This window comes from Methylovulum miyakonense HT12 (assembly GCF_000384075.1).
GTDB classification, from domain to species: Bacteria; Pseudomonadota; Gammaproteobacteria; order Methylococcales; family Methylomonadaceae; genus Methylovulum; species Methylovulum miyakonense.
This window is the reverse complement of sequence record NZ_KB913025.1, coordinates 2016187-2035806: the sequence shown is the minus strand read 5'-3', so window position 1 is coordinate 2035806 and position 19620 is coordinate 2016187. Positions and strand designations below refer to the sequence as shown.

At 54.9% G+C, this 19620-nt stretch carries 12 protein-coding genes; 5 read left to right on the top strand and 7 right to left on the bottom strand.

Features of this window, described 5'->3' with window-relative positions; genetic code table 11:
* Positions 1 to 32 precede the first annotated feature (32 nt).
* Genes METMI_RS23690 through METMI_RS23680 form a run of 4 tightly spaced genes read right to left on the bottom strand, consistent with a single transcriptional unit; the run spans position 33 to position 6959 of the window.
* A complete protein-coding gene (locus METMI_RS23690) occupies positions 33 to 1172 on the bottom strand; it encodes an oxygenase MpaB family protein (protein WP_019866237.1) in 1140 nt (379 codons plus the stop codon).
* Complete coding sequence (locus METMI_RS25445; RefSeq protein ID WP_019866236.1) at positions 1169 to 3976, bottom strand: aldehyde dehydrogenase family protein; 2808 nt, start codon at positions 3974 to 3976, stop codon at positions 1169 to 1171. The genes METMI_RS23690 and METMI_RS25445 overlap by 4 nt, the downstream gene beginning before the upstream one ends.
* Complete coding sequence (locus METMI_RS23685; RefSeq protein ID WP_019866235.1) at positions 3973 to 5622, bottom strand: GH3 auxin-responsive promoter family protein; 1650 nt, start codon at positions 5620 to 5622, stop codon at positions 3973 to 3975. The genes METMI_RS25445 and METMI_RS23685 overlap by 4 nt, the downstream gene beginning before the upstream one ends.
* A complete protein-coding gene (locus METMI_RS23680; protein ID WP_198007909.1) occupies positions 5619 to 6959 on the bottom strand; it encodes a cytochrome P450 in 1341 nt (446 codons plus the stop codon). Before METMI_RS23680 ends, METMI_RS23685 begins: the two co-directional genes overlap by 4 nt.
* Positions 6960 to 7482: 523 nt before the next feature.
* On the opposite strand from METMI_RS23680, the gene METMI_RS25440 reads away from it, so the two are divergent.
* The 5 genes from METMI_RS25440 to METMI_RS0110405 all read left to right on the top strand — a co-directional run bounded on the left by METMI_RS25440 (position 7483) and on the right by METMI_RS0110405 (position 14138).
* Positions 7483 to 7929: a hypothetical protein gene (locus METMI_RS25440; RefSeq protein WP_019866233.1), complete on the top strand. Its 447-nt coding sequence runs from the start codon at positions 7483 to 7485 to the stop codon at positions 7927 to 7929.
* A 284-nt stretch (positions 7930 to 8213) separates the two neighbouring features.
* Positions 8214 to 9524 carry a TolC family protein gene (locus METMI_RS0110420; RefSeq protein ID WP_232215203.1) on the top strand — a complete coding sequence of 437 codons (1311 nt, stop codon included), beginning with the start codon at positions 8214 to 8216 and terminating at the stop codon, positions 9522 to 9524.
* Entirely contained in the window at positions 9521 to 10753 is a 1233-nt protein-coding gene (locus METMI_RS0110415) for an efflux RND transporter periplasmic adaptor subunit (protein WP_019866231.1), read from the top strand. The genes METMI_RS0110420 and METMI_RS0110415 overlap by 4 nt, the downstream gene beginning before the upstream one ends.
* Positions 10753 to 13836: an efflux RND transporter permease subunit gene (locus tag METMI_RS0110410; RefSeq protein WP_019866230.1), complete on the top strand. Its 3084-nt coding sequence runs from the start codon at positions 10753 to 10755 to the stop codon at positions 13834 to 13836. Before METMI_RS0110415 ends, METMI_RS0110410 begins: the two co-directional genes overlap by 1 nt.
* Positions 13833 to 14138, top strand: a complete 306-nt coding sequence (locus METMI_RS0110405; protein WP_019866229.1) for a DUF3240 family protein — start codon at positions 13833 to 13835, stop codon at positions 14136 to 14138. Before METMI_RS0110410 ends, METMI_RS0110405 begins: the two co-directional genes overlap by 4 nt.
* A 213-nt stretch (positions 14139 to 14351) precedes the next feature.
* Here METMI_RS0110405 and METMI_RS25435 read toward each other — a convergent pair whose 3' ends face one another.
* The 3 genes from METMI_RS25435 to METMI_RS25430 all read right to left on the bottom strand — a co-directional run bounded on the left by METMI_RS25435 (position 14352) and on the right by METMI_RS25430 (position 19460).
* Positions 14352 to 15533, bottom strand: coding sequence for a right-handed parallel beta-helix repeat-containing protein (locus METMI_RS25435; protein ID WP_156829817.1), 1182 nt, complete (start codon positions 15531 to 15533; stop codon positions 14352 to 14354).
* A gap of 59 nt (positions 15534 to 15592) precedes the next feature.
* On the bottom strand, positions 15593 to 18874 hold the full coding sequence (locus METMI_RS0110395; protein ID WP_019866227.1) for a VanZ family protein: 3282 nt from the start codon (positions 18872 to 18874) through the stop codon (positions 15593 to 15595).
* Between the two features lie 133 nt (positions 18875 to 19007).
* Positions 19008 to 19460, bottom strand: coding sequence for a hypothetical protein (locus METMI_RS25430; RefSeq protein WP_019866226.1), 453 nt, complete (start codon positions 19458 to 19460; stop codon positions 19008 to 19010).
* Positions 19461 to 19620: the final 160 nt, after the last annotated feature.

Here is a 19620-nt window from a genome sequence, read left to right as displayed (position 1 = left end):
CGTAGCCATTAACTTGGCAAGCCGAAGAAAGTTTATGCCCCATCACGGCCATGGCGGCTGGTGAACATCTCCAGGCCGCCTTGTGGGGGGAACTCCGCCAGATTGAGCCAAAAACGTGTGCCATAATATTGGGATGTACGGTGGACGCTAGGGAAAATACGGTCCAGCAAGCGCCAGATGGGGATAAACGCACGGGCAAGATGGCCTAAATAACGCCACTTTGTTTTCGGAAGGTCCAGCTGCTTGCCCAATACCTCCCCCATCATGGCATAGGACAGCCCCCTGCAAAGCGAATGCATCAAACCGCCCGCCCGGCCTTCCAACCCCAAAACATCCGGCACTGCCGCCAATAAGGCGGAGACCAATTGCCGCGAATCCTCATCCGGTTCCGGTTCCTGCGCCAAAACCAATTCCAGAAAATGCGCCGCTTCCGCATAAGTGGCGAATTGCAATTCAGAATCCACGCCTATCAGATAAGCCGAGTAACGCCATAATTGGATGATGCCCTCCTCTTCTTCACGATCCATATGGAAACCCAGCTTCCGCAGCCCTTCAATCCACTTCATCGACAGCAAGGCGTTCATTGCCGCCATGTAAACTTGGCTGATGGGCAACCCCAGCTGTTCCGCATCCCAATGCCCTGAACGCAGCAGCCCCGCGCGGACATGCGCGTGCATCAGGCGCACCCGCATCGTCACCTTAAAGCCATCGGCGCCGCGTTGGAGATTGTTGGGTAGGCAGGTTTCAATGACAAAGCGGGCGGTTTCCCGGCCCCGCCTGGGGGCGCGCCCTTTCAGTTCGCCCGAAGAGGCCAAGGGCTTGTTGCCTAGCGACAAGGAATAAAACAACGGCGTCGCATAACAACACAGCGAAAAAACGCCTAAGACCCCCGCTTTCAAAAACACCTGCGATGCCTGGTTCATGACTTTCCAGTTGACCCAATAAGGCACATGGTCTGCCTGCCGGAACAAGGCTTTCCAGCTTTCTGGCGCATCGGGCACAGCGTCTATGCCTTCTTCCAGGATTTGGTGCAACAAACGTTCAATACCGCTTTTAGGCAGATGCGCCAAGTCGGCCACGGCGGCGTCTGCGAGCGGGTCACCCATCCGCCGGAAACGTTGCAGGCGCACGGCTTCGCTAAGCTCGGTGGCGGGTTGTTGGAAAGTTGTCATCCGAGCAATCTCCTAAGCCAAACTAATTTGGCGTCTCCTGGTGGGTAGCGCAAGTGGTTGTCCCAGCGCGTCGACTGGCGTAGCACGGCGCGGGCATGGGTGAAAGTGTCAAAGCCATGGCGGCCATGGTAACGCCCGATCCCGCTGTGCGCCATGCCACCGAACGGCAACGCCGGCACACCGGCTTGCATCAGGTGGTCGTTGACACAAACACTGCCTGAACGCGTCCTTTGCAACACGAGGGCCTCGGTATCCCGCCGCCGGGTATGCAAATACATCGCCAAGGGCACGGGCTGCGATTGCAAGGTGTCCAACAGCACGGACAGGTCATCATAAGGCAACACCGGCAGGATGGGGCCAAAAATCTCTTCCCGCATCACCGCCGCATTAGGGACAATATCCACCAACAAGGTCGGCCCGATACGGCGCGCATCGGTGTCATAACGGCCGCCGTGCGCCACGCGCCCTTCTTCTAAATAGCCCAACAGGCGCGCAAAATGCCGGACGTTGACTATCTGCGCCAAATCCGGGCTCAACCAGGGCTGTCCACCGTAAAAATCGCCAACCACTTTCGCCATCTCCAGCAACAGCGCCTCATAGACATCGCGGTGCACATACACATGGTCGGGAGCCAGGCAAGTCTGCCCGGCATTGAAAAATTTGCCCCAGACGATGCGCCGCGCCGCCAAGGCCAAGGGTGCGCTCTCATCGACGATACACGGGTTTTTGCCGCCTAACTCAAGCACACAAGGGATGCCTTTCGCCGCCGCCTTCAGCGCGACTTGCCTGCCAATCTCCGCGCCGCCCGTGAAGAAAAAGAAATCAAACGGCTGTTCCAGCAAGCTACGGGCGGTGTCGGCGCCACCGTTCACCACAGACACCAGTCCGGGCTCAAACAGCCGGGCGATCGCCTGTAACAGCACGGCGGATGCGGGGGCCAGTTCGGAAGGTTTGATGACCACGGTGTTGCCCGCCGCCAACGCCGCCACCAAGGGCATCAATGCCAATTGCAAAGGGTAATTCCATGGCACTAAAACCAGCACCGTGCCAAAAGGCACTTTCCTGATCCAGGAACGCGCGGGCCATAACCACCAAGGCGTAGCCACCGCTTCATCGCGTGCCCAAGCGTCCAGTTTTTTCAGGGACAGGCGCAGCTCCTCCTTGACGCAAAAAATTTCCGACATGTAAGCTTCCATGGCAGGCTTGCCCAAGTCCTGGCGCAAAGCGTCGAACATCAGGCCTTCATTTTCCTCGATGATGCGCAACAAATCCCGTAATGCGGCCTTCCGGAAACGGGTTGGCCGGGTTTTGCCTGAAGCGGACAGGCTTTGCGCGTTCCGGCAAAGCCCGGCGATTTCCTCGGGCGATAATATGGCGCCCCCCCCGCCCCCGGTTTGCCCTAGGCTAATGCGGTAGGATTTTTGCGCACGGCTACGGCGTAAGGACATGCCCAAAGCCACCGCGACCGCCGCCGCCATCAGGACAAACACCAGCCATGCATTTTGCAAGGGGGCGTTGCCGTCGCTGCCAGCAACCCCCAACACCACAGCCGCCGCCGCAGTCCCCAATGATTGGCCAATGAAAGTGGTCGTCCACAACAGCCCGGACACCACCGCGTGATGTTCGCGTGCCACCGAGTGCATGGTGGCCTTGGCGTTGGGTGAACCGAACATGGCGGCACCCAGGCCCATCACCGCCTGGGCCAGCACGACATAACCCAAGACACGGGCATCAGGTTTCGCCACGCCGTCCGGCAACAGCAGGTGTAGCGACACGCCCAAACACAGGCAGGCCAAGCCTATGGAAATGAGCTTACGTGCTTGCCAACGGTCGGCCCAATGCCCCGACAAAGGCCCGGCGATGGCGAACACGGTGACATTCGCCAGCAGCAACATGCCCGCCGCCGCTGGCGACAAGCCTAAATTGCGTTGCAAATAAAACGGCAAAGTAAAAGCCACGCCCGCCCCTGCCATCCGCATGATGATGCGCATGACCGAGCCACGGAAAATCTCCGGGACTTTGAACAGCCAAAGCGGCAAGATCGGGTCAGCCGCCTGGCGTTCGGCACGGACAAAGAGGGCAAACAACAACACCGACAAGGCCGCCAATTTCAAGGACAAGCCCCATTCAACGGCCACTAGGGATTCGACCCCCAGTAACAGGCTGGTCAGCCCGCCCAACAAGAAAATGGCGCCTTGCCAATCCACCGCTTGCCGTCGCCGTTGTTGCGGCCGGCCCAACGCGGCCGGGTCGAAAACCACGGCCCCAGCCGCCAGGGCAACCAAACCGACCGGGAAGTTAATCAGAAAAATCCATTGCCATGTTGCGATATGCAGGATCAGTGCGCCTAAGGACAGGCCTGCGGCGACGCCTAAAGAAAAAACCGTCGCGCCCAAACCCAAGGCCAGCCCGTGCTGCTCTTTTGGGAACACCGAGGTGATGATGGCGTTGCCGCTGGACAGCAGGAACGCCGTCCCCACCGCCGTGAACACACGCAAAGTGACCAGCAGCGGAAAATTGGTGACCAGGCCGCTCGCCAAGGAAGCCGCGGTAAAAATGGCGAAACCGATCAGGTAGGCGTTTTTACGGCCTATCGAATCCGCGCATTTTCCGGCCAATGCCAAGGTGGACGCGCAAGTGATGCCGTAAGCGACGCTCACCCACTGGATGTCGGCGATGCTTTTGCCCAAATCCGCGGCCATGGTCGGCAAGGCCAGGACCACAATGGTCGCGTCGATGGAACACAGCAAGACACCTAGCTCCACCACCGCCAGCACTAGCCATTTGTTGCGGGCGATTTTCATTCTGCTGTCCTGGCGACAATTTCATGCGCGGGTTCGGGCTGCAAAGTCAGCAAGGCGGGTTTGAACTGGCCATGCCGTGCCCCTTGGGTTATCGCGTCGTTGACATACCGGCCAAACCAACCCGCTTGCATCAGGCACACTGTCGATGGCAACAGTTGTTTTTCGTTTATCCATTTGGCGTAGTAGGCGTTGGCGGCTTGTAATGACTGTTCCAGTTCGTCCGCTAATTTGTCCAAGGAATCCACCGGAACGCCCCCTGACAGCTCCAGATAAAAACGGTAACGCATCTGTTGCGGGTCGGCTTGGACACGGAAATGGGCAATGTGCAGCCCTGTCGCTTTTTGCGCCTTGTCCACCGCTTCCAGCAGATGCGCCACGTCCATTTTTTCCCCGGCGAGGTTGGCGTTGTCGCTGCCCTTACGGACAAACTCCAGCATGGGCGTGGCGTTGAATTTTCCGGTGACCCTAACCACGTCATTGATGTTGTAACGGTACAGACCCGCCAGCGTGGTGATGACCAGCACATATTCCGCCCCGACTTCCAATTCCCACGCCGCCAACACGGGAGGGTCGTCCTGGTCGGCATCCGCCACCGGGATGAACTCATAGACATTGCTGGCCACGGTCAGCGGCCCGTAAGGCACGTTATCTTGGATAGGCAGGGTGAACACGCCCTCGCTCGCCGCCAGGCCGACGTCCCGCAAAGCCAGTGACGGGCTGAACCAATCAGGGATCCGCCGTGCCGCCACGCCTACCGTGGAGCCCAACCAGCACCCGAACACCGCGCAATTAGGCCAGTAATCCATCGGGCGCAAACGTCCTGAATTTTGTGCCGCCAAAGCCGCCAAACGGCGGGCGGCTTGCGCGTCAGGCCGACAGAGGCCGAGCAAATCTTCACGCACTCCGGGCGGCAATAGCAAAGCTTCGCTTAACGTCCCCTCATGGATGTCGCGCAACAGCTCGTCTTGCCTGCGTTCCGCCGTTTCCAGCATGGCGAGGACGGTCGCCGGGTTGGTGGAAAACAGGAAGCTCACATCTTGGGAAACCGCCATGCGCATGGCGGCGTATTGTTTGGACTCAGGGTCGGCGATGCGGGCGATGGCATAAGGCAGGGCGTAGCGTTGGCGCAAGGGTTTGGGGCTTTGCAGGAACACCCGCCCCGATAATGAGCCGTATTCTATCCCGCCGGACGTGTTGCCGCCGGAAGCCGCATACACCACCGAAACGGTCTTGCCCGACATCAGCCCCGGATGGGCCCGGGTGGCTAAAGCCCCCCAGGTCATCCGCAAGCGTCCGGTGTCTTGTAGCCATTGGCGGGTGACCGGAATCAGTTTCTGCTTGCCGGAGGTGCCGCTGCTTTGGTTGAAAAAAACCACCGGGTCACGCGTCAAGACGGCTGGCTCCCCGGCTTCAATCCGATCCACCCAAGCCGATAAGCCTTTAAACGTACGGATAGGGACGGATTGCTGATACTCGGCCAAGGATTTTATTGAGGAAAAGCCGTGGCTGCGGCCAAACGCCGTATCGGCATTGGCATGGAGGATGTTAGCCAGCAACCGCCGCTGCACGGCTTCGGGGTTACGGGACGCCCGTTCGAAATTACGCCACAACCACGCCCCATACCAAGCTGCGAGTGTTTGCATCATGTGCGTTTCCTGATAAAACCTGGGCAACTATTGGCCGGACGCAAACTCATGGTCGATTTATACGGCAAAGGCCCGTCAAAAGCGGGTTCAAACCGCCAGCGTTGCAGGAACGAAGCCAAGACAATATTGGCTTCCATCCAAGCGAACTGTTGGCCAATGCAGACCCGCGAGCCGGCACCGAAAGGGTAATAGGCCATTTTAGGCAGGCCACCGCGCTGTTCGGGCCAACGCTCCAGCTTAAATTGCTCGGGATCAGGGAAATAGCGCGGGTCATGATGGTTGACATACGGCGAAACCACAACGGTGGCGTTTTCAGGGATCAAATAATCGCCGATTTGGACGTCCGCCGTGGCGCGGCGCGGTAATAACCAGCCTGCCGGATACAGGCGTATCGCCTCGCTAAAGGCCGCTGTTGCCCGCCCCAGGGCGAGTGACTCGGCAAAACCCGCAGGCCGTCCGCCTAACAGGCCCGCCATTTCATCCACCACACACTGTTCCGCGTCAGGATGGCGTGCGAGCAGGTAAATGCAGGTCGTCAGTGAGGACGCTATCGTGTCGAACCCCGCCACCAACAGTGTGATCACTTGGTCGCGGACTTCTTGGTCGGACAAGCCTTTGCCATCGCCTTCCTCATCCAGCGCCAACACCAACATGGACAGCAAGTCACCCCGGTCTTCGGTATCTTGCCGCCTGGAGGCGATGATGCCATCGACCATCGTGTGCAACAAACGGATAGCCTCCCATTTTTCCTTCTCGGCCTGCCCGGTCCAACGTCGCCACAAGGCCGCAACCGAGTAGGATTTTACGGCGTCCATATAACGTGAGGACAGCCGCATCGCCTGAATAACCGCCGGCCTTTCGGCATCCAAGTTTTCGTCGAACATACAGGCCGTGGCAATCCTAAAGGCGACATCCTCAATGAAAGGCAGCAAGTCGATGGCTTGCCCGTCTTGAAGGCTGGCGCAGGCTTTTTCCGCCTCTTCCTGCATGGTTTGTGCGTAGGCTTCGATACGCTGGCGGTGGAACGCCGATTGCAGCAGCCGGCGTTGGCGCTTATGCACCTCCCCTTCGCTGGTCACCAAGCCATTACCCAACCAAGGGCGGATCCTTTCGAAGCCCAGCCCTTTGACAAATAACTTGTCCTGCGTCACCAACACCTCGCGCACCAATTCCGGGTCACTGACGAAATAAAGGTCAATGCCCCGCAAACGGAATTTGCAAATGTCACCGTATTTCTGCGCCGTCCGCAACAGGAATTCCCTTGCATTTTTGCTCCAGGACAATTCATTTTCGAAAGGGAACCTACTGCAAGGCCCGGTGGGAATGGGTTTCATCATGGCGGCACCAAAATCCAATTGGAAAAGCAAGGATTGTAATTGAATTCCGCCGTTTCGAAAATGGGGACGCGTGCCTCTCCGCCAGCCACTAAAACCCGGTAAATTTTTATAAGCCTGCCCCGCAATCTGGACGCTTGGCGAACACTCCCAGGTGGCGGGCCCATCTAAATCCGTAGGGGCGGACCGGTTATCCGCCTTTTTTATGGCCTGTGCCAACATCCGCAGCGATCAGGCGGGCAACCGCCCGCCCCTACGAAAATCATACTGGCAATTCAACATTGACTGGGCACTAGGTTTACACTACGTCCAGCCCAGCCAATCCGGGCATTTGGCCCATTACCCAAGCCCATGTATCGGCAATGACCCTTGCTAAAGATATTTCCTGTACATGCCGTATTAGGATTAAATGCCCGGACACAGGGTATCCGGCGGATTTTCAGCGATACGGTTCTACCCCCTAAACAGCCACTCAATGCTATAATGCCAGCCACTCCTGTTTAACTTCACAAAGGCCCCCTTTTACATGCTCCCAGCCATCCGTATCAGTCTGCTTGCTTTGCTGGTGCTGCTCCAATTGCTTACGCCCCTAGTCCATGCACATGCAGGACGGGCCGCATTTGCAGATCTGGACACCGGGTTTGGCAAACTGCACATCCCGGGGCTGGAAACATTAAGCCATGCGCCAGATGGCCTTGATGGTTATGTGCAAGCGGCTTTATCCGCCCCTTCCGAAGGGGTGCTGGTGGATGTCGATAGCGGCATGAAGCCCGTCCAACGGGATGTTTTGCCGGATCATGCCGTCGCATATTATCTGCATACGGCTTGGTGGGCGTTTAGCGTTTATCTTGCCGGGTCTGATGAAGTAAAGTGGCTCCCCCATCCGGCAACACCGATAGCCCGCGGTTCTCTCTTCACCCCCCATGCTCCCCGCGCCCCACCTTTTTCCTTCCCGTTTGCTTGGACACACTAGTACTCAGTCAATGTTGAATTGCCAGTATGATTTTCGTAGGGGCGGGCGGTTGCCCGCCTGATCGCTACGGATGTTGGCATAGGCCATAAACAAGGCGGACAACCGCCCGCCCCTACGGATTGACTGACCCGACAAAAAATCAATGACTGGGCACTAGGTTTGCGTTGTAAACCTTAGCAGCGTTTTTTTTCGTAACGGCTAACGTTTTCGAAGATAATTGGTTTACCCCGCCACCGCCCCCTTAGCCAGCTAACACACGGCTTGAGCCGCACTGAGACGACTTTATGACTGATATGACCCCCCACCCCCGCTACGGGTTTAGGCCTGTTTGCCTAGCCGCCCTTTTGGGGACGCTACCACTGGGGCTTGCCGCCTTTGCCTGCATGGCCGCCGACGAAGTTGCCGCCCCCCAAGAACACACCCTCGTCCCCCATCAGGACCCGATCATCGTGGACCCCCATTTAAGCTTAGGCAAGCTGGTTGAGTTGACGATGGAAAAGTACCCCGACACCCATTGGCTAAACGCCTTGGAAGAAGAAGCCACGGCGATTACGCAACGCGGCAAAAGCTGGGTTGCAGGCGCGCCACAAGCGAGCTTGCGCTTTCAGGAAGCAACCAGCGGCACCCTGCATTATATTGACGCGCAAGTGCAAGTGCCGTTGTGGAATGTGGGGCAACGGGAGGCGGAACGGAAAACGGGTACGAAAGCCGAAATGAGCGCGGAAATGCAGATGCAGGCAACCCGTTTGCGTATCGCCGGATTAGTCCGTGCCGCTTTGTGGGACATATCCCTGCAAAAAATCCGTTATGAACAGGCGCAAGCGGAAATTGCGGTTTTTGAGCAGCTATTGGCAAAGATCAAACGCCGTGTGGAGCTGGGCGATTTGCCCCGTGCCGATGAATTGCTGGCACAAACCGAACTGTTGCAAAAACGTACGCTGCTGACGATGGCGGAAGCGGAACTGATGCACTCGCGCAAACGCTATTCCAGCTTGACACAAACCACAAAAATGCCTGGCGCCTTTGCCGAGAAACTGGTGGGGTTGCGGGAAATCCAACAAAACCATCCCGCCTTGCAAGCCATCAACAGCCAAATCGACCGTAAGCAAGCGGAGCTAAACGCGGTGAAACTGATCGGGTCGGGGCAAAGCAACGTGGCGATTGGCGTCAATAGCGACAGCTTAACCAACGACCCGCGCAGTAACAAAACCGAGAGTTTCAACATCGGCGTCAACGTGCCGTTTGGCGGCAGCGCGCATATCCAGCCGCATATCGCCGCGCTGAATGTGGAACTGAACCGCCTGATTGCCGAGCGGGAATTGTTGTACCGCAATCTGGAGCAGCTCCATCACGAGGCCGAGCATAATCTGGAGGTTAACCGGGTGGCATTGGGCATCGCCAATGAATTGAAACAAGTCGCCGAACAGCATTTGACCATGACCCAAACGGCATTTTCGGTAGGGGAAATTGATTTGATTGATTTGCTGAAAATCCAATCACGCACCCAACAAGCCATTTTGAACGCCAAAGAACGCGCCGTGATGTTGGAACGTGACCAGGCATTTTATAACCAAGCCGTAGGAGCCATGCCATGATTACGCCCTTAAACCACACAATTCCCACACACCTATGCACAAAGCCGGAACAACTTTGCAAGCCGTTCCGTAATGTTTTAGATAATTTGTTGGTGGCCGCACTTTTGATGGTGTTGCCGCCATGCCTTTCTCCAGCCCACGCGCTGGACAATGCCATCAAAATTTCTACGGAACATAGCAATAACTTGGGCGTGGCCCTAGGCAAGCCGTCCCCTGCCTCACAAATTCCGGTGCTCTATGCGCCTGCCAAGGTTGTGGTGCCTCCGGCGCATGAATATATCGTCAGCGCCTCGCAAGCGGGCCTGATCACCAAACTGACGGCGGCAATCGGCGATAACGTCAAGCAAGGCGACGTGCTGGCCGAACTCAACAGTTCGGACTTGCTATCCCTGCAACAGCTTTATCTCAAAGCCGCCAGCGATTTGGCCTTAAGTGAAATCAGTTTCCAGCGCGACAAAAAATTGTTTAATGAAGGCGTGACCCCTGAACGCCGCTGGCAAGAAACCCGTAGCCAGTACAATTCAGCAAACTTTGTCGCCCATGAACACCGCCAATTACTGGAAATTGCCGGCATGACCCGAAGCGAGATAGACCGCCTGACAAAAACCCACCGTTTATCCAGTCTGCTGTATATCCACTCACCCATCACGGGCGTGGTATTGGAACGGATGGCGGTCGCCGGGGCGCGTATTGACAGTTTCGCGCCCCTGTACCGTATCGCCAATCTGGAAGAACTTTGGCTGGAGATCAACATCCCGCAAGAGCGTATCGGGCAAATCAAAATCGGCGACAAGGTCTTATTGGAAAAACCCGTCACCGAAACCCAGGAACTGGAACAGCGCAAAACCACCCAAGCCTTGCCGGTAACCGCAAAAATCACCCTGCTAGGCCAAGCGGTCAACCCTGAAAACCAAACTATCCTGGCGCGGGCGGTGATTAAAGGCGGGCAAGCGGATGTGCGTCCTGGCCAGCGCATCAACACGCAGATTATCCAACCCCATAGCACCCAAGCCTTTACTGTGCCGAACACGGCGATTGCCCAACAAGAAGGCAAGGCGTTTGTGTTTGTCCAAACCAACGATGGGTTTGAAGCCAGGCCCGTCACCGTCATCGGCAAACAGAATGACGAATCCACCATCAGCGGCGGGCTCACGGGCGAAGAAACCATCGCCGTCAAAGGCGCGGTCGCGCTCAAAGCCAATTGGTTGGGCTTGGGGAGTGGCGAATAATGGGACATTTGATCAGTTTTGCCTTAAGCCAGCGGCTACTGATGATGATCGTCGTGCTGATGCTGACGGGCGGCGGTTATTACGCCTTCCAGCAAATCCCGATTGACGCTTTCCCCGAAGTGTCACCTACCCAGGTGAAAATCATCGTCAAAGCCCCCGGCATGACCCCCGAAGAAATCGAAGCGCGTATCACCGCGCCGATTGAGGTTGAGTTGCTGGGCATCCCGCACCAAACCATGTTGCGCTCGGTCGCCAAATACGCGTTGACCGACATCACCGTCGATTTCACCGAGGGCACCGACATTTACTGGGCGCGCCAGCAAATCGCCGAACGCCTGAACACCTTGTGGGGCTCCTTGCCCGCCGACGTCCAGGGCGGCATTGCGCCCATGACCACGCCGTTGGGTGAAATGTTTATGTTCAGCATTGAAGGCGGCGGTTTAAGCCTGATGGAACGGCGTAATTTGCTGGATTGGGTGATCCGCCCTGCCCTGCGCACCGTACCCGGGGTCGCCGATGTCAACTCGCTAGGCGGCATGGTCAGGAGTTTTGAAGTCATCCCCGACAACACCCGTTTGTCGGCGCGTGGCATCAATATGGACAAACTGGTCCAAACCCTGAAAAACAATAACCGCAACGATGGTGCAGGCCGGCTCAGTGACGGTGAAGAAGCCCTGATCGTCCGCGCCGAAGGCCGCTTGAAAACGCTGGACGATGTGCGCAGCTTGGTCGTTGACAACAGAAACGGGATTCCGGTGACGGTTGGCGACATTGCCGAGATCAAAATTGGCGCGTTAACCCGTTATGGCGCGGTCAGCAAAAACGGTGACGGCGAATCTGTGACGGGCTTGGTGCTCAGCTTGCGCGGCGCCAATGCGCGGCAAACCATTGTCGGCATTGAAGAAAAACTCGCGCAAATCAGCAAGGCCTTCCCTAAAGGCGTTGAAGCCAAAGTGTTTTACAACCGTGGCAATCTGGTCGATAAGGCCGTGGACACCGTATTGCATGCCTTACTGGAAGCCATCGCGTTGGTCGTGGTGCTGTTGCTGCTGTTTTTAGGCAATTTACGCGCGGCCTTGGTCGTCGCCTTGGCCTTGCCGTTGGCGGCGCTGTTCACCTTCATCCTGATGAACTCCATGGGCATGTCCGCCAACCTGATGAGCTTGGGGGGGCTTGCGATTGCCATCGGCATGTTGGTCGATGCCGCCGTGGTGGTCACGGAAAACCTCATCACCCATCTGGCGCACACCCAAACCGCACAACGTTTGCCACGCCTGCATGTCATTTACCGCGCCACCCGCGAAGTCGCCGCGTCGGTCACGTCAGGCATTTTGATCATCATCATCGTGTTCTTGCCCTTGTTGACCCTGCAAGGCTTGGAAGGCAAGCTGTTTACGCCTGTCGCCCTGACCATCGTGTTCGCCTTGAGCGGCTCCTTAATCTTGTCGCTGACCGTGATCCCGGTGATCGCCTCCTATCTCTTGAAAGAAGTGTCCCATGAGGAACCGTGGCTACCGAGGCATTTGCAGGCGCTTTATAAGCCCACATTGGTTTGGTGCCTGGACAACAGCAAAAAAGTTTTTGTTGGCGCGGGCGTGCTGATGGCGGCAACGGTGGTCGTGTTCATGCAAATCGGCAGCACCTTTATGCCGACCATGGATGAAGGCGACATCATCGTGCAACTGGAAAAACTGCCGTCCATCACCTTGGCGCAATCGGTGATGCTGGATGGCCAGGTACAAAAGAACTTGCTGAAAAATGTCCCCGAAATTGCCACAGTGGTTTCGCGGGTCGGTTCTGATGAACTGGGCCTAGACCCGATGGGGCTAAACGAAACCGACACCTTTTTGGTGCTGAAACCCAAAGAGCAATGGCATACCCCTGATAAAGAGCATCTGATCGAAGACATCCGCAAGGTCATGATGCAAACCCCCGGCATCGCTTTTGGTTTCACCCAGCCGATAGAAATGCGTGTTTCGGAGATGCTCACCGGGACACGCGGCGATGTCGCCGTGAAATTGTTCGGCCCCGATTTGGCGGTACTCAACGAAAAAGGCATCGAAATCGCCGAAACCCTCAGGCACATCAACGGTTCCAGTGATGTCTTCGTCAAACAAAACGCCGGGATGCAGTTCCTGCAACTGACGATCAACAAATCCGCCGCCGGACGTTTGGGGCTGGACAGCGACAGCATCGAGACCTTGTTGCGCGCCCAAATCGAAGGCCTGAACCTGGGCATTATCCAGGAAGGCATCAAGCGTACCCCGTTGATTTTACGGGGCAGCAGCAACACGTCCAATTTTGACAATTTGCAAATCACCTTGCCCAATGGCGGGCATGTCCCGGTCACGGCGATTGCGCAACTGAAAAAAGTCGAAGGCGTGGTGGCGATAGGCCGCGAACACGGGCAACGCTTTACCGTGGTGCGCAGCAATGTCCAAGGCCGGGATTTGGTGGGCTTTGTCGAAGAGGCCAAAAAAGCCGTCGCCGGGCAGGTGGCGTTGCCGATAGGCTACACCTTAGAATTTGGCGGCCAGTTTGAAAACCAGCAACGCGCCGCCGCCACCTTGTCCGTGGTAGTCCCCGTATCGCTAGGCCTGATCTTTTTGCTGCTGTTTTCCACGTTTGGCTCGGTGCGCCAGGCCACCTTGGTGTTGTCCAACATTCCGCTGGCGATGGTTGGCGGCGTGTTCGCCTTGTGGGTGTCGGGGGAATATTTGTCCGTCCCCGCCTCGGTCGGCTTCATCGCCCTATTGGGGATCGCCGTGCTCAATGGCGTGGTGATGGTCAGCTATTTCAACCAATTGCTCGCCACGGGCATGGACATTGCCAAAGTCGTGCTGGTCGGTTCCTCCCGCCGTTTGCGGCCGGTGCTGATGACCGCCAGCATCGCCGCCTTCGGTTTGATCCCCTTGCTGTTCGCCACCGGCCCCGGGTCGGAAATCCAACGCCCCTTGGCGATAGTCGTCATCGGCGGGCTGGTGTCCTCAACATTCCTCACCTTATTTTTACTGCCGATACTCTTCCGGTTATTTGGCCAGGACAAAGCAGAGCTAGCCAACCCAAACGAGGCAACCGTATGACCCACAGTGAATATCTACTCACGCTTAACGTCCCGCCCAGCCTTGAAGAAGCCGTGGTCGACAGCCTGTTGACGCTGGAAGCCGAACACGGTTTCAGCAGCCTGCCGGTCAACGCCCATCACCATGAAAACCAAGGCTTGTCATTGGCCGAGCAAGTCAGCGGGCGGCAGAAGAGGATCCGTTTCCAGATGTATGTCGACGCGCAAGGTTTGGCGGAGTTATTGACGCTGCTGAAAGCGGAGTTTTCTGGTGCGGGGATCCAATATTGGGTGTTGCCCGTAATCGAAAAAGGGGTGATTTAACTTTCAAGGGCCCGTGGGGTAGTGCTTAGTGCCCCACAGGCCCCAGTGCCCAGTCAATAATTTTTAGTCGGGCCAATCTAAACCCGGGGCGGACGGTTGTCCGCCTTTTTTAGGGCCTGTGCCAAAGTCCGCGGCGATCAGGCGGGCAACCGTCCGCCCCTACGAAAATAAGTCTGGCAATTCAACATTGACCGAGCCCTAGGCACTACATTTTTAGGGTTGTTTGTCTTCTAAAACCGGGAGCTTGGGATAGGCCTCCATCTTCGCCTCTTGCCTGGACAAATAGGGCCAATTCAAGCCTTGGACATCCACCTCGTCCTTAGAGACGATGATATTGCCGACGACCCTTAGCGGTATGGGTTCTTTTGCAGGTTTGTCCAACAAGGCATTTTGCCCGTCACGTTCAAGGATAATGACGTTTTTCTTGAGCGTAATGGAATTCAGGCCATATTTTATCCCTTCCAAGCCATAGCCTATCGCCGTGGCGTTGACGCTTTGCGGGCCTTTTTCCAGAACCGAATCGACGACCAGCAATTCCCCGCCGTTTGGGACATCTATCAGGCGGCTATCATCGGCATCCAGCGAGGCAAGCACAGAATTTTTGATGATGGTTTTGCTGGCGCGTGATTTGATCTCATGCCCTTCGGACACCGAAGCCAGGAACAGGCTATTTTCGACCAGCAATTCCCCGCCCTCCCCGACATAGACCCCATGCGCCCTGCCATATTTGCCCAGTTTCTCAAAACGGCTATTGGAAATATGCAGATATTGGTTGTTATTGGCCAAGATGCCCTGTTCGGAATCGTGGAAATACACATGGTCCACCGTCAGGCTACCCCCTTCGGAACGGATGCAAGCACCATTTAGGTCATCAACGGCGATGTTTTTGCATTCAATATTGCTGATAGTGATCTGCTTGCCCTTGGTCACAATGGCCGCCTTGCCTTCGGCTGTGGCGCCATCGAAGGCCACCCGTCCCGAACCGATGATGGTGACATTGTTGGCGGTGACCACCAAAGGCTCCCGATAAGTCCCTGAACCTATCACCAGCAGCTGGCCATCATGGAGGTTCGCCATCGCGTCGCTTAGAGAATTGGACAGGATGCCATCGACGCTGGCCTGTCCGGCGGCAACCGGCTCAAAATGCGGCAATGGCCGCCATTCCCCAAAATTACCCGCTATGTCGTTGGCCAATTGTTCTTTTAGTTGGCCCTGCTTGTTTATAGGCGGATTGCGGGACAAACCCGATTGCAACACTTTTTCCGCCCTTTCATAAACCAAATGGATAAGGGTCACGTCGTAAACATAAAGGCCGATGAGCAGCACATTCAGGCATAGGCCGGAACAAATCAGGTAATCAGCGGCAATAACTTTTATTAGCCTGGTTATTTTCACGATGGACGCCCCCTTAACAAACAACCGTTGCCGTACTAAAAACTAAACCACCCGAATAATCAAGGCAATTTCCTCACATGGGGCTGGGCCCATGCGCTAGGTGTCCGCAGCAAAGCCAAAAACAGCAGCAAAAAAAACAACAGCGTCAAACGGGGCGCATCAAAGGGGCTGTCTACCCAACCAACGACCATAAAACCGCTGAAAGCGGCCAAAGTGATAGCCGCAAACAAATCCTGCCGCCGTAGCTTTCGGTAGCAAGTGAAAAGCCCGTTGGCAAATAACAACACAAACGCGCCCGCCCCCAGCCAGCCTTGGTCAAACAACAGATGCACCCAAAAATTAAAGATATGCCAAGGGTTATGTTTTTCAGTGGCAAAAAACCAAAAATCACCGCCTTTAGAAAAATCACCGTTTGCCACCGCGTTATCCCCGTTTTTATCCAACAATTGCACATTATCGACATCCAGTAATTTACCTGTGGCGTCGCCGTTAAAAAATGCCAACTGGACAGGGCGCTTCAACCAACCGCCAACGACGGGCCCGCCGACATTCCCGCTGTTAAGGGCTTGCTCGACATGCCCCCACCCTGGCTTAGCGGTCACCGTGTCCACTGAGCTGCAGCTGATGGAATACTGTACGGATTTTTCACAAAGCGACGCATTTAAAGTCAAGTGGGCGGTTTCACCCCTGACATCCATCACTAAACGGTAGTCCGTATGGGCTTCGACAGCCACATACTGCCCCATGAACAAGGCATCCCCCCCCCGTAAACGTAAATAATGATTGCCGTTTTCGGTGGCGGTCTCATAAGTGCCAGGACGGATGTTTTCTGTATTCAGCCAAAAAAAAGTCCGGGGATAACTGCCCAAACCCATACCGAACATCCCCGTGCCCAGGTCATCATCCATCATCGCAAGGGCGTCGCGCCAATGGTATTCACGGCTATCACGGTCTTGCCCGACGGCCTCAAGGCGTTGTTGGAACAGGCTACCACGCAAGACCGGCAAGGCCATCAGCACAGCCGCCACCAACAAGGGCACAAGCAACAACAGGCTTTTTGTAAACCGGAAGCGTTTCCGGTAACAAACCAGCAAGGCAAGCAATAACACCACAAAAGCTATGGCAAAACCGATCAAGCCGCCGCGCGAGAAGGTCGCCAACAAGGCATAAAAACCGCCAATAAACAAACCAACACCGGCGCAAATGTTAATGGGCTTAGGCCTTGGTTCCACAAACAAGACTGCGATAAACGGCAAGGCCAGCATTAAATACGATTCAAAATGCCCGCCACCCACATGCATCGTCGAAAACAAACCGTTAATGCGGTAGTCGCTGGCAAAATCCAACAAGCTGACAAAAACCATCCGTTCGATAACCGTAAACAAGGACACGCCAGCCAATCCTAAGAGCACCCCGTAAGCGAAATAATGGGGCGCGTATGGGTAACGCCGTAGCGTGAGCTGCAACAATGGCAGCAACAGCAAACTCCAGAAAAACCCTTTGGCGACGCGCAAGCTATTGTAGTGGCTGTAATAACTGCTGAAGGCATTGGCGTCGATTGCTGGCAAAGGCAACAATCCCTTAAACAAACTCACCGTATAAAACAAGGTGAACGCCACCAACAAAAAAAGGCTTGCAACGGACAATAACGTCCGCGTCCGTGCTTTGGGTTTTTGCCAATAATAAAACGCCAACGTCGCCAGGATCAGCAAATCGAACTCATCAAAAAAAAACCGGCCTGTCCATGGGGTAAAATCCATGACGGGCAACAAGGCCGGGACGACGATTAACCAAGCATAAGGGAAACGCCTAAGCAACAAGGTGTAAGCGATGAAAGCCACCCCCAAAGCGGCAGCAACGGCGGCGATAGGGTAGCCGGACAATTTGACGGCAATCACCCCCCACAACAAAAATGACAGTACCCGCCAATGTTTGTTGGTTTCTTCAGCAGGCAGAACCGTGTCAACTGGCTTTTCTGGAACCGCAACCAAAGGCTCGGCAAAGATCGTTGGCATTACCGTTTTATCGTGGGCCAACCATTGCGGCAAACGATTCAATAACTCATAGCAAACCGCTGCCGCAATAAAAGCCAACCACACATCACTAGGGTCAGCGTGCTTATCCGCTAAAAACAATTTCCCTGCCTCAACCACAAGGGCAAATACGGCCGCCAGCAAGCCCACATAAGCCCAATGCGGGGCATAACTTCCCTCTTCACGGTCCTGCTTAAAAAAAACTACCCAGCACAAAACACCCACCGGCAAATACAAGCCTATGTTGCTTAACAGGCTGACAAAGGCAACGCTTTCAGACGTGTAGTAAAAATAATACAGCGGTAAAAAATGCGTCTCTGATAATTTTTGCAAGGCTTCCTGGGACGATAGCCAGCCACCTGCGAACCAACCGTTAACCGATAGCACCAATAATAAATACGGCACGATGGCCATCCCTACGCCACGCCGTAACTGCCGCATAATGTCGCCAAAATCGTGTTGTTTGGCCCAAGCGAACAGGCTCGCCCCTGCACCCATGCCAACCATGCGGGTCAGCACAGAAAGGCCTTGGGCATTGCCGGATATTAAAAAAACTTGGGTTATTTCAATAATGAGGCCTAGAAAAAACCCGACCAACACCACCACGGCCAAGGGATTGCGCAAATACGGGATGCAACAAAACAGTATGCCTAACGGCATCAGCACCAGCATTTCCACCCATAATTTCACCCCGCAACGCAAGGGCTCCGAGGCACAGGCATCAAACGGCAAAACCACCGCATCATTGCCTTGCTCCAGCTTCACGGACAATTCATCAAAAGACGTGACAAAATCATAAGGGAACAGGCTGAGTGCGATATAAACCAGCAAATAAAAAACCATCGCCGCCTGCGCCGACACCAAACTACCGCGCAACATTTGCGCATAGAGTTTGGCAAAATACGCCCCGAAAAATTGCCAGCCCAAAACGCCTGTTACAGAACCTAAGGTTTCCGCAACCAAATCATTCAAAGAAACGGTGCGTTGCGGGAAATATAATTGAGTGAATTCAATGCCCACCGCCGTCGCCAAACAAAACAGCAACACCAATACCGACAAAAAAGCGCGGACTATCGGGTAACGTATCGCGCCAAAGGATGCGGAAGCGGCAAATGCCAAAGGGATGTAAAGGACAATATTCGCTATCCAGTCGGCTCTGGATTCTGCGCCTAGGGTGAGGTTTTGGATATTAGTGAATTGGCTTAACGCCGTTTCGAAAGGAATGTATTTAAATTCAAGCGGGACAAGGCTACCGTAAATGACAAACAACCAGTAAGCGAAGGTGACGAAGAAAAGGCGACGGTTCATAGGAATATTTGCAATATTTTGTAGAAATTACGCGAATTAATCCTTAATAGCCCAAAAACAATCTGACATAAAAAACCCTTGCGCACATAATTGTGTGGCAAGGGTTTTAAAAAACACCTTTAGCTTAATCAGGTTAAGGACAGACCCGAGTTGTCCCCGTAGTATTAACATAATTAAATGTGCCTACACTAACATTACTGGCATTACAAAAATCAGAGACCCCTGCGTTGATGAAAACTTTGAAAGGCCCAAATGAGCCGCCATCAAAATAATTATATGAAATCGCGGCATTAGTCGTACCATCATTAGATACAGACCACGTACCAACCTGAACCCTTGGATCTACCGGATGGCCGTTACCTAGTTTGTAGTCCCACAATTCACCATTAGCATGATGTTCCTCTTGCGTGCCTTGCCCAACCAAACTACAAGCCGTCCGGCCTAAGGCAGCGTTATTGTTCGTCGCCGCAGCAACTAAGTTCTGCACCTGTGTCCAGCCCCCACCAACACTACAAGCGGCTATTGCCTCGCCAGCCAGGGCATTTGCCAATAAAAATGCCCCCGCAAAAATCATATGTTTCATCATCGCCTTTCCTCGCCTAGTAATCAGTAAAATTAATAATGCTATGTATTGTAACAAAAAACAAATGACTAACCACTACGGCTATTTTATCCACAGCAACTTTTATAGTTGGACACTCCCGTTTACTTTAACAAAAATCGGATAACTTACAGGCAATCTTCCC

Excerpts from the sequence above, each read along its gene's own strand:
- METMI_RS0110395 (WP_019866227.1), bottom strand. The coding sequence starts at position 18,874 with ATGAACCGTCGCCTTTTCTTCGTCACCTTCGCTTACTGGTTGTTTGTC.
- METMI_RS0110405 (WP_019866229.1), top strand. The coding sequence starts at position 13,833 with ATGACCCACAGTGAATATCTACTCACGCTTAACGTCCCGCCCAGCCTT.
- METMI_RS23680 (WP_198007909.1), bottom strand. The coding sequence starts at position 6,959 with ATGATGAAACCCATTCCCACCGGGCCTTGCAGTAGGTTCCCTTTCGAA.
- METMI_RS25445 (WP_019866236.1), bottom strand. The coding sequence starts at position 3,976 with ATGAAAATCGCCCGCAACAAATGGCTAGTGCTGGCGGTGGTGGAGCTA.
- METMI_RS0110415 (WP_019866231.1), top strand. The coding sequence starts at position 9,521 with ATGATTACGCCCTTAAACCACACAATTCCCACACACCTATGCACAAAG.
- METMI_RS25440 (WP_019866233.1), top strand. The coding sequence starts at position 7,483 with ATGCTCCCAGCCATCCGTATCAGTCTGCTTGCTTTGCTGGTGCTGCTC.
- METMI_RS23690 (WP_019866237.1), bottom strand. The coding sequence starts at position 1,172 with ATGACAACTTTCCAACAACCCGCCACCGAGCTTAGCGAAGCCGTGCGC.
- METMI_RS0110410 (WP_019866230.1), top strand. The coding sequence starts at position 10,753 with ATGGGACATTTGATCAGTTTTGCCTTAAGCCAGCGGCTACTGATGATG.
- METMI_RS0110420 (WP_232215203.1), top strand. The coding sequence starts at position 8,214 with ATGACTGATATGACCCCCCACCCCCGCTACGGGTTTAGGCCTGTTTGC.
- METMI_RS23685 (WP_019866235.1), bottom strand. The coding sequence starts at position 5,622 with ATGATGCAAACACTCGCAGCTTGGTATGGGGCGTGGTTGTGGCGTAAT.
- METMI_RS25430 (WP_019866226.1), bottom strand. The coding sequence starts at position 19,460 with ATGATGAAACATATGATTTTTGCGGGGGCATTTTTATTGGCAAATGCC.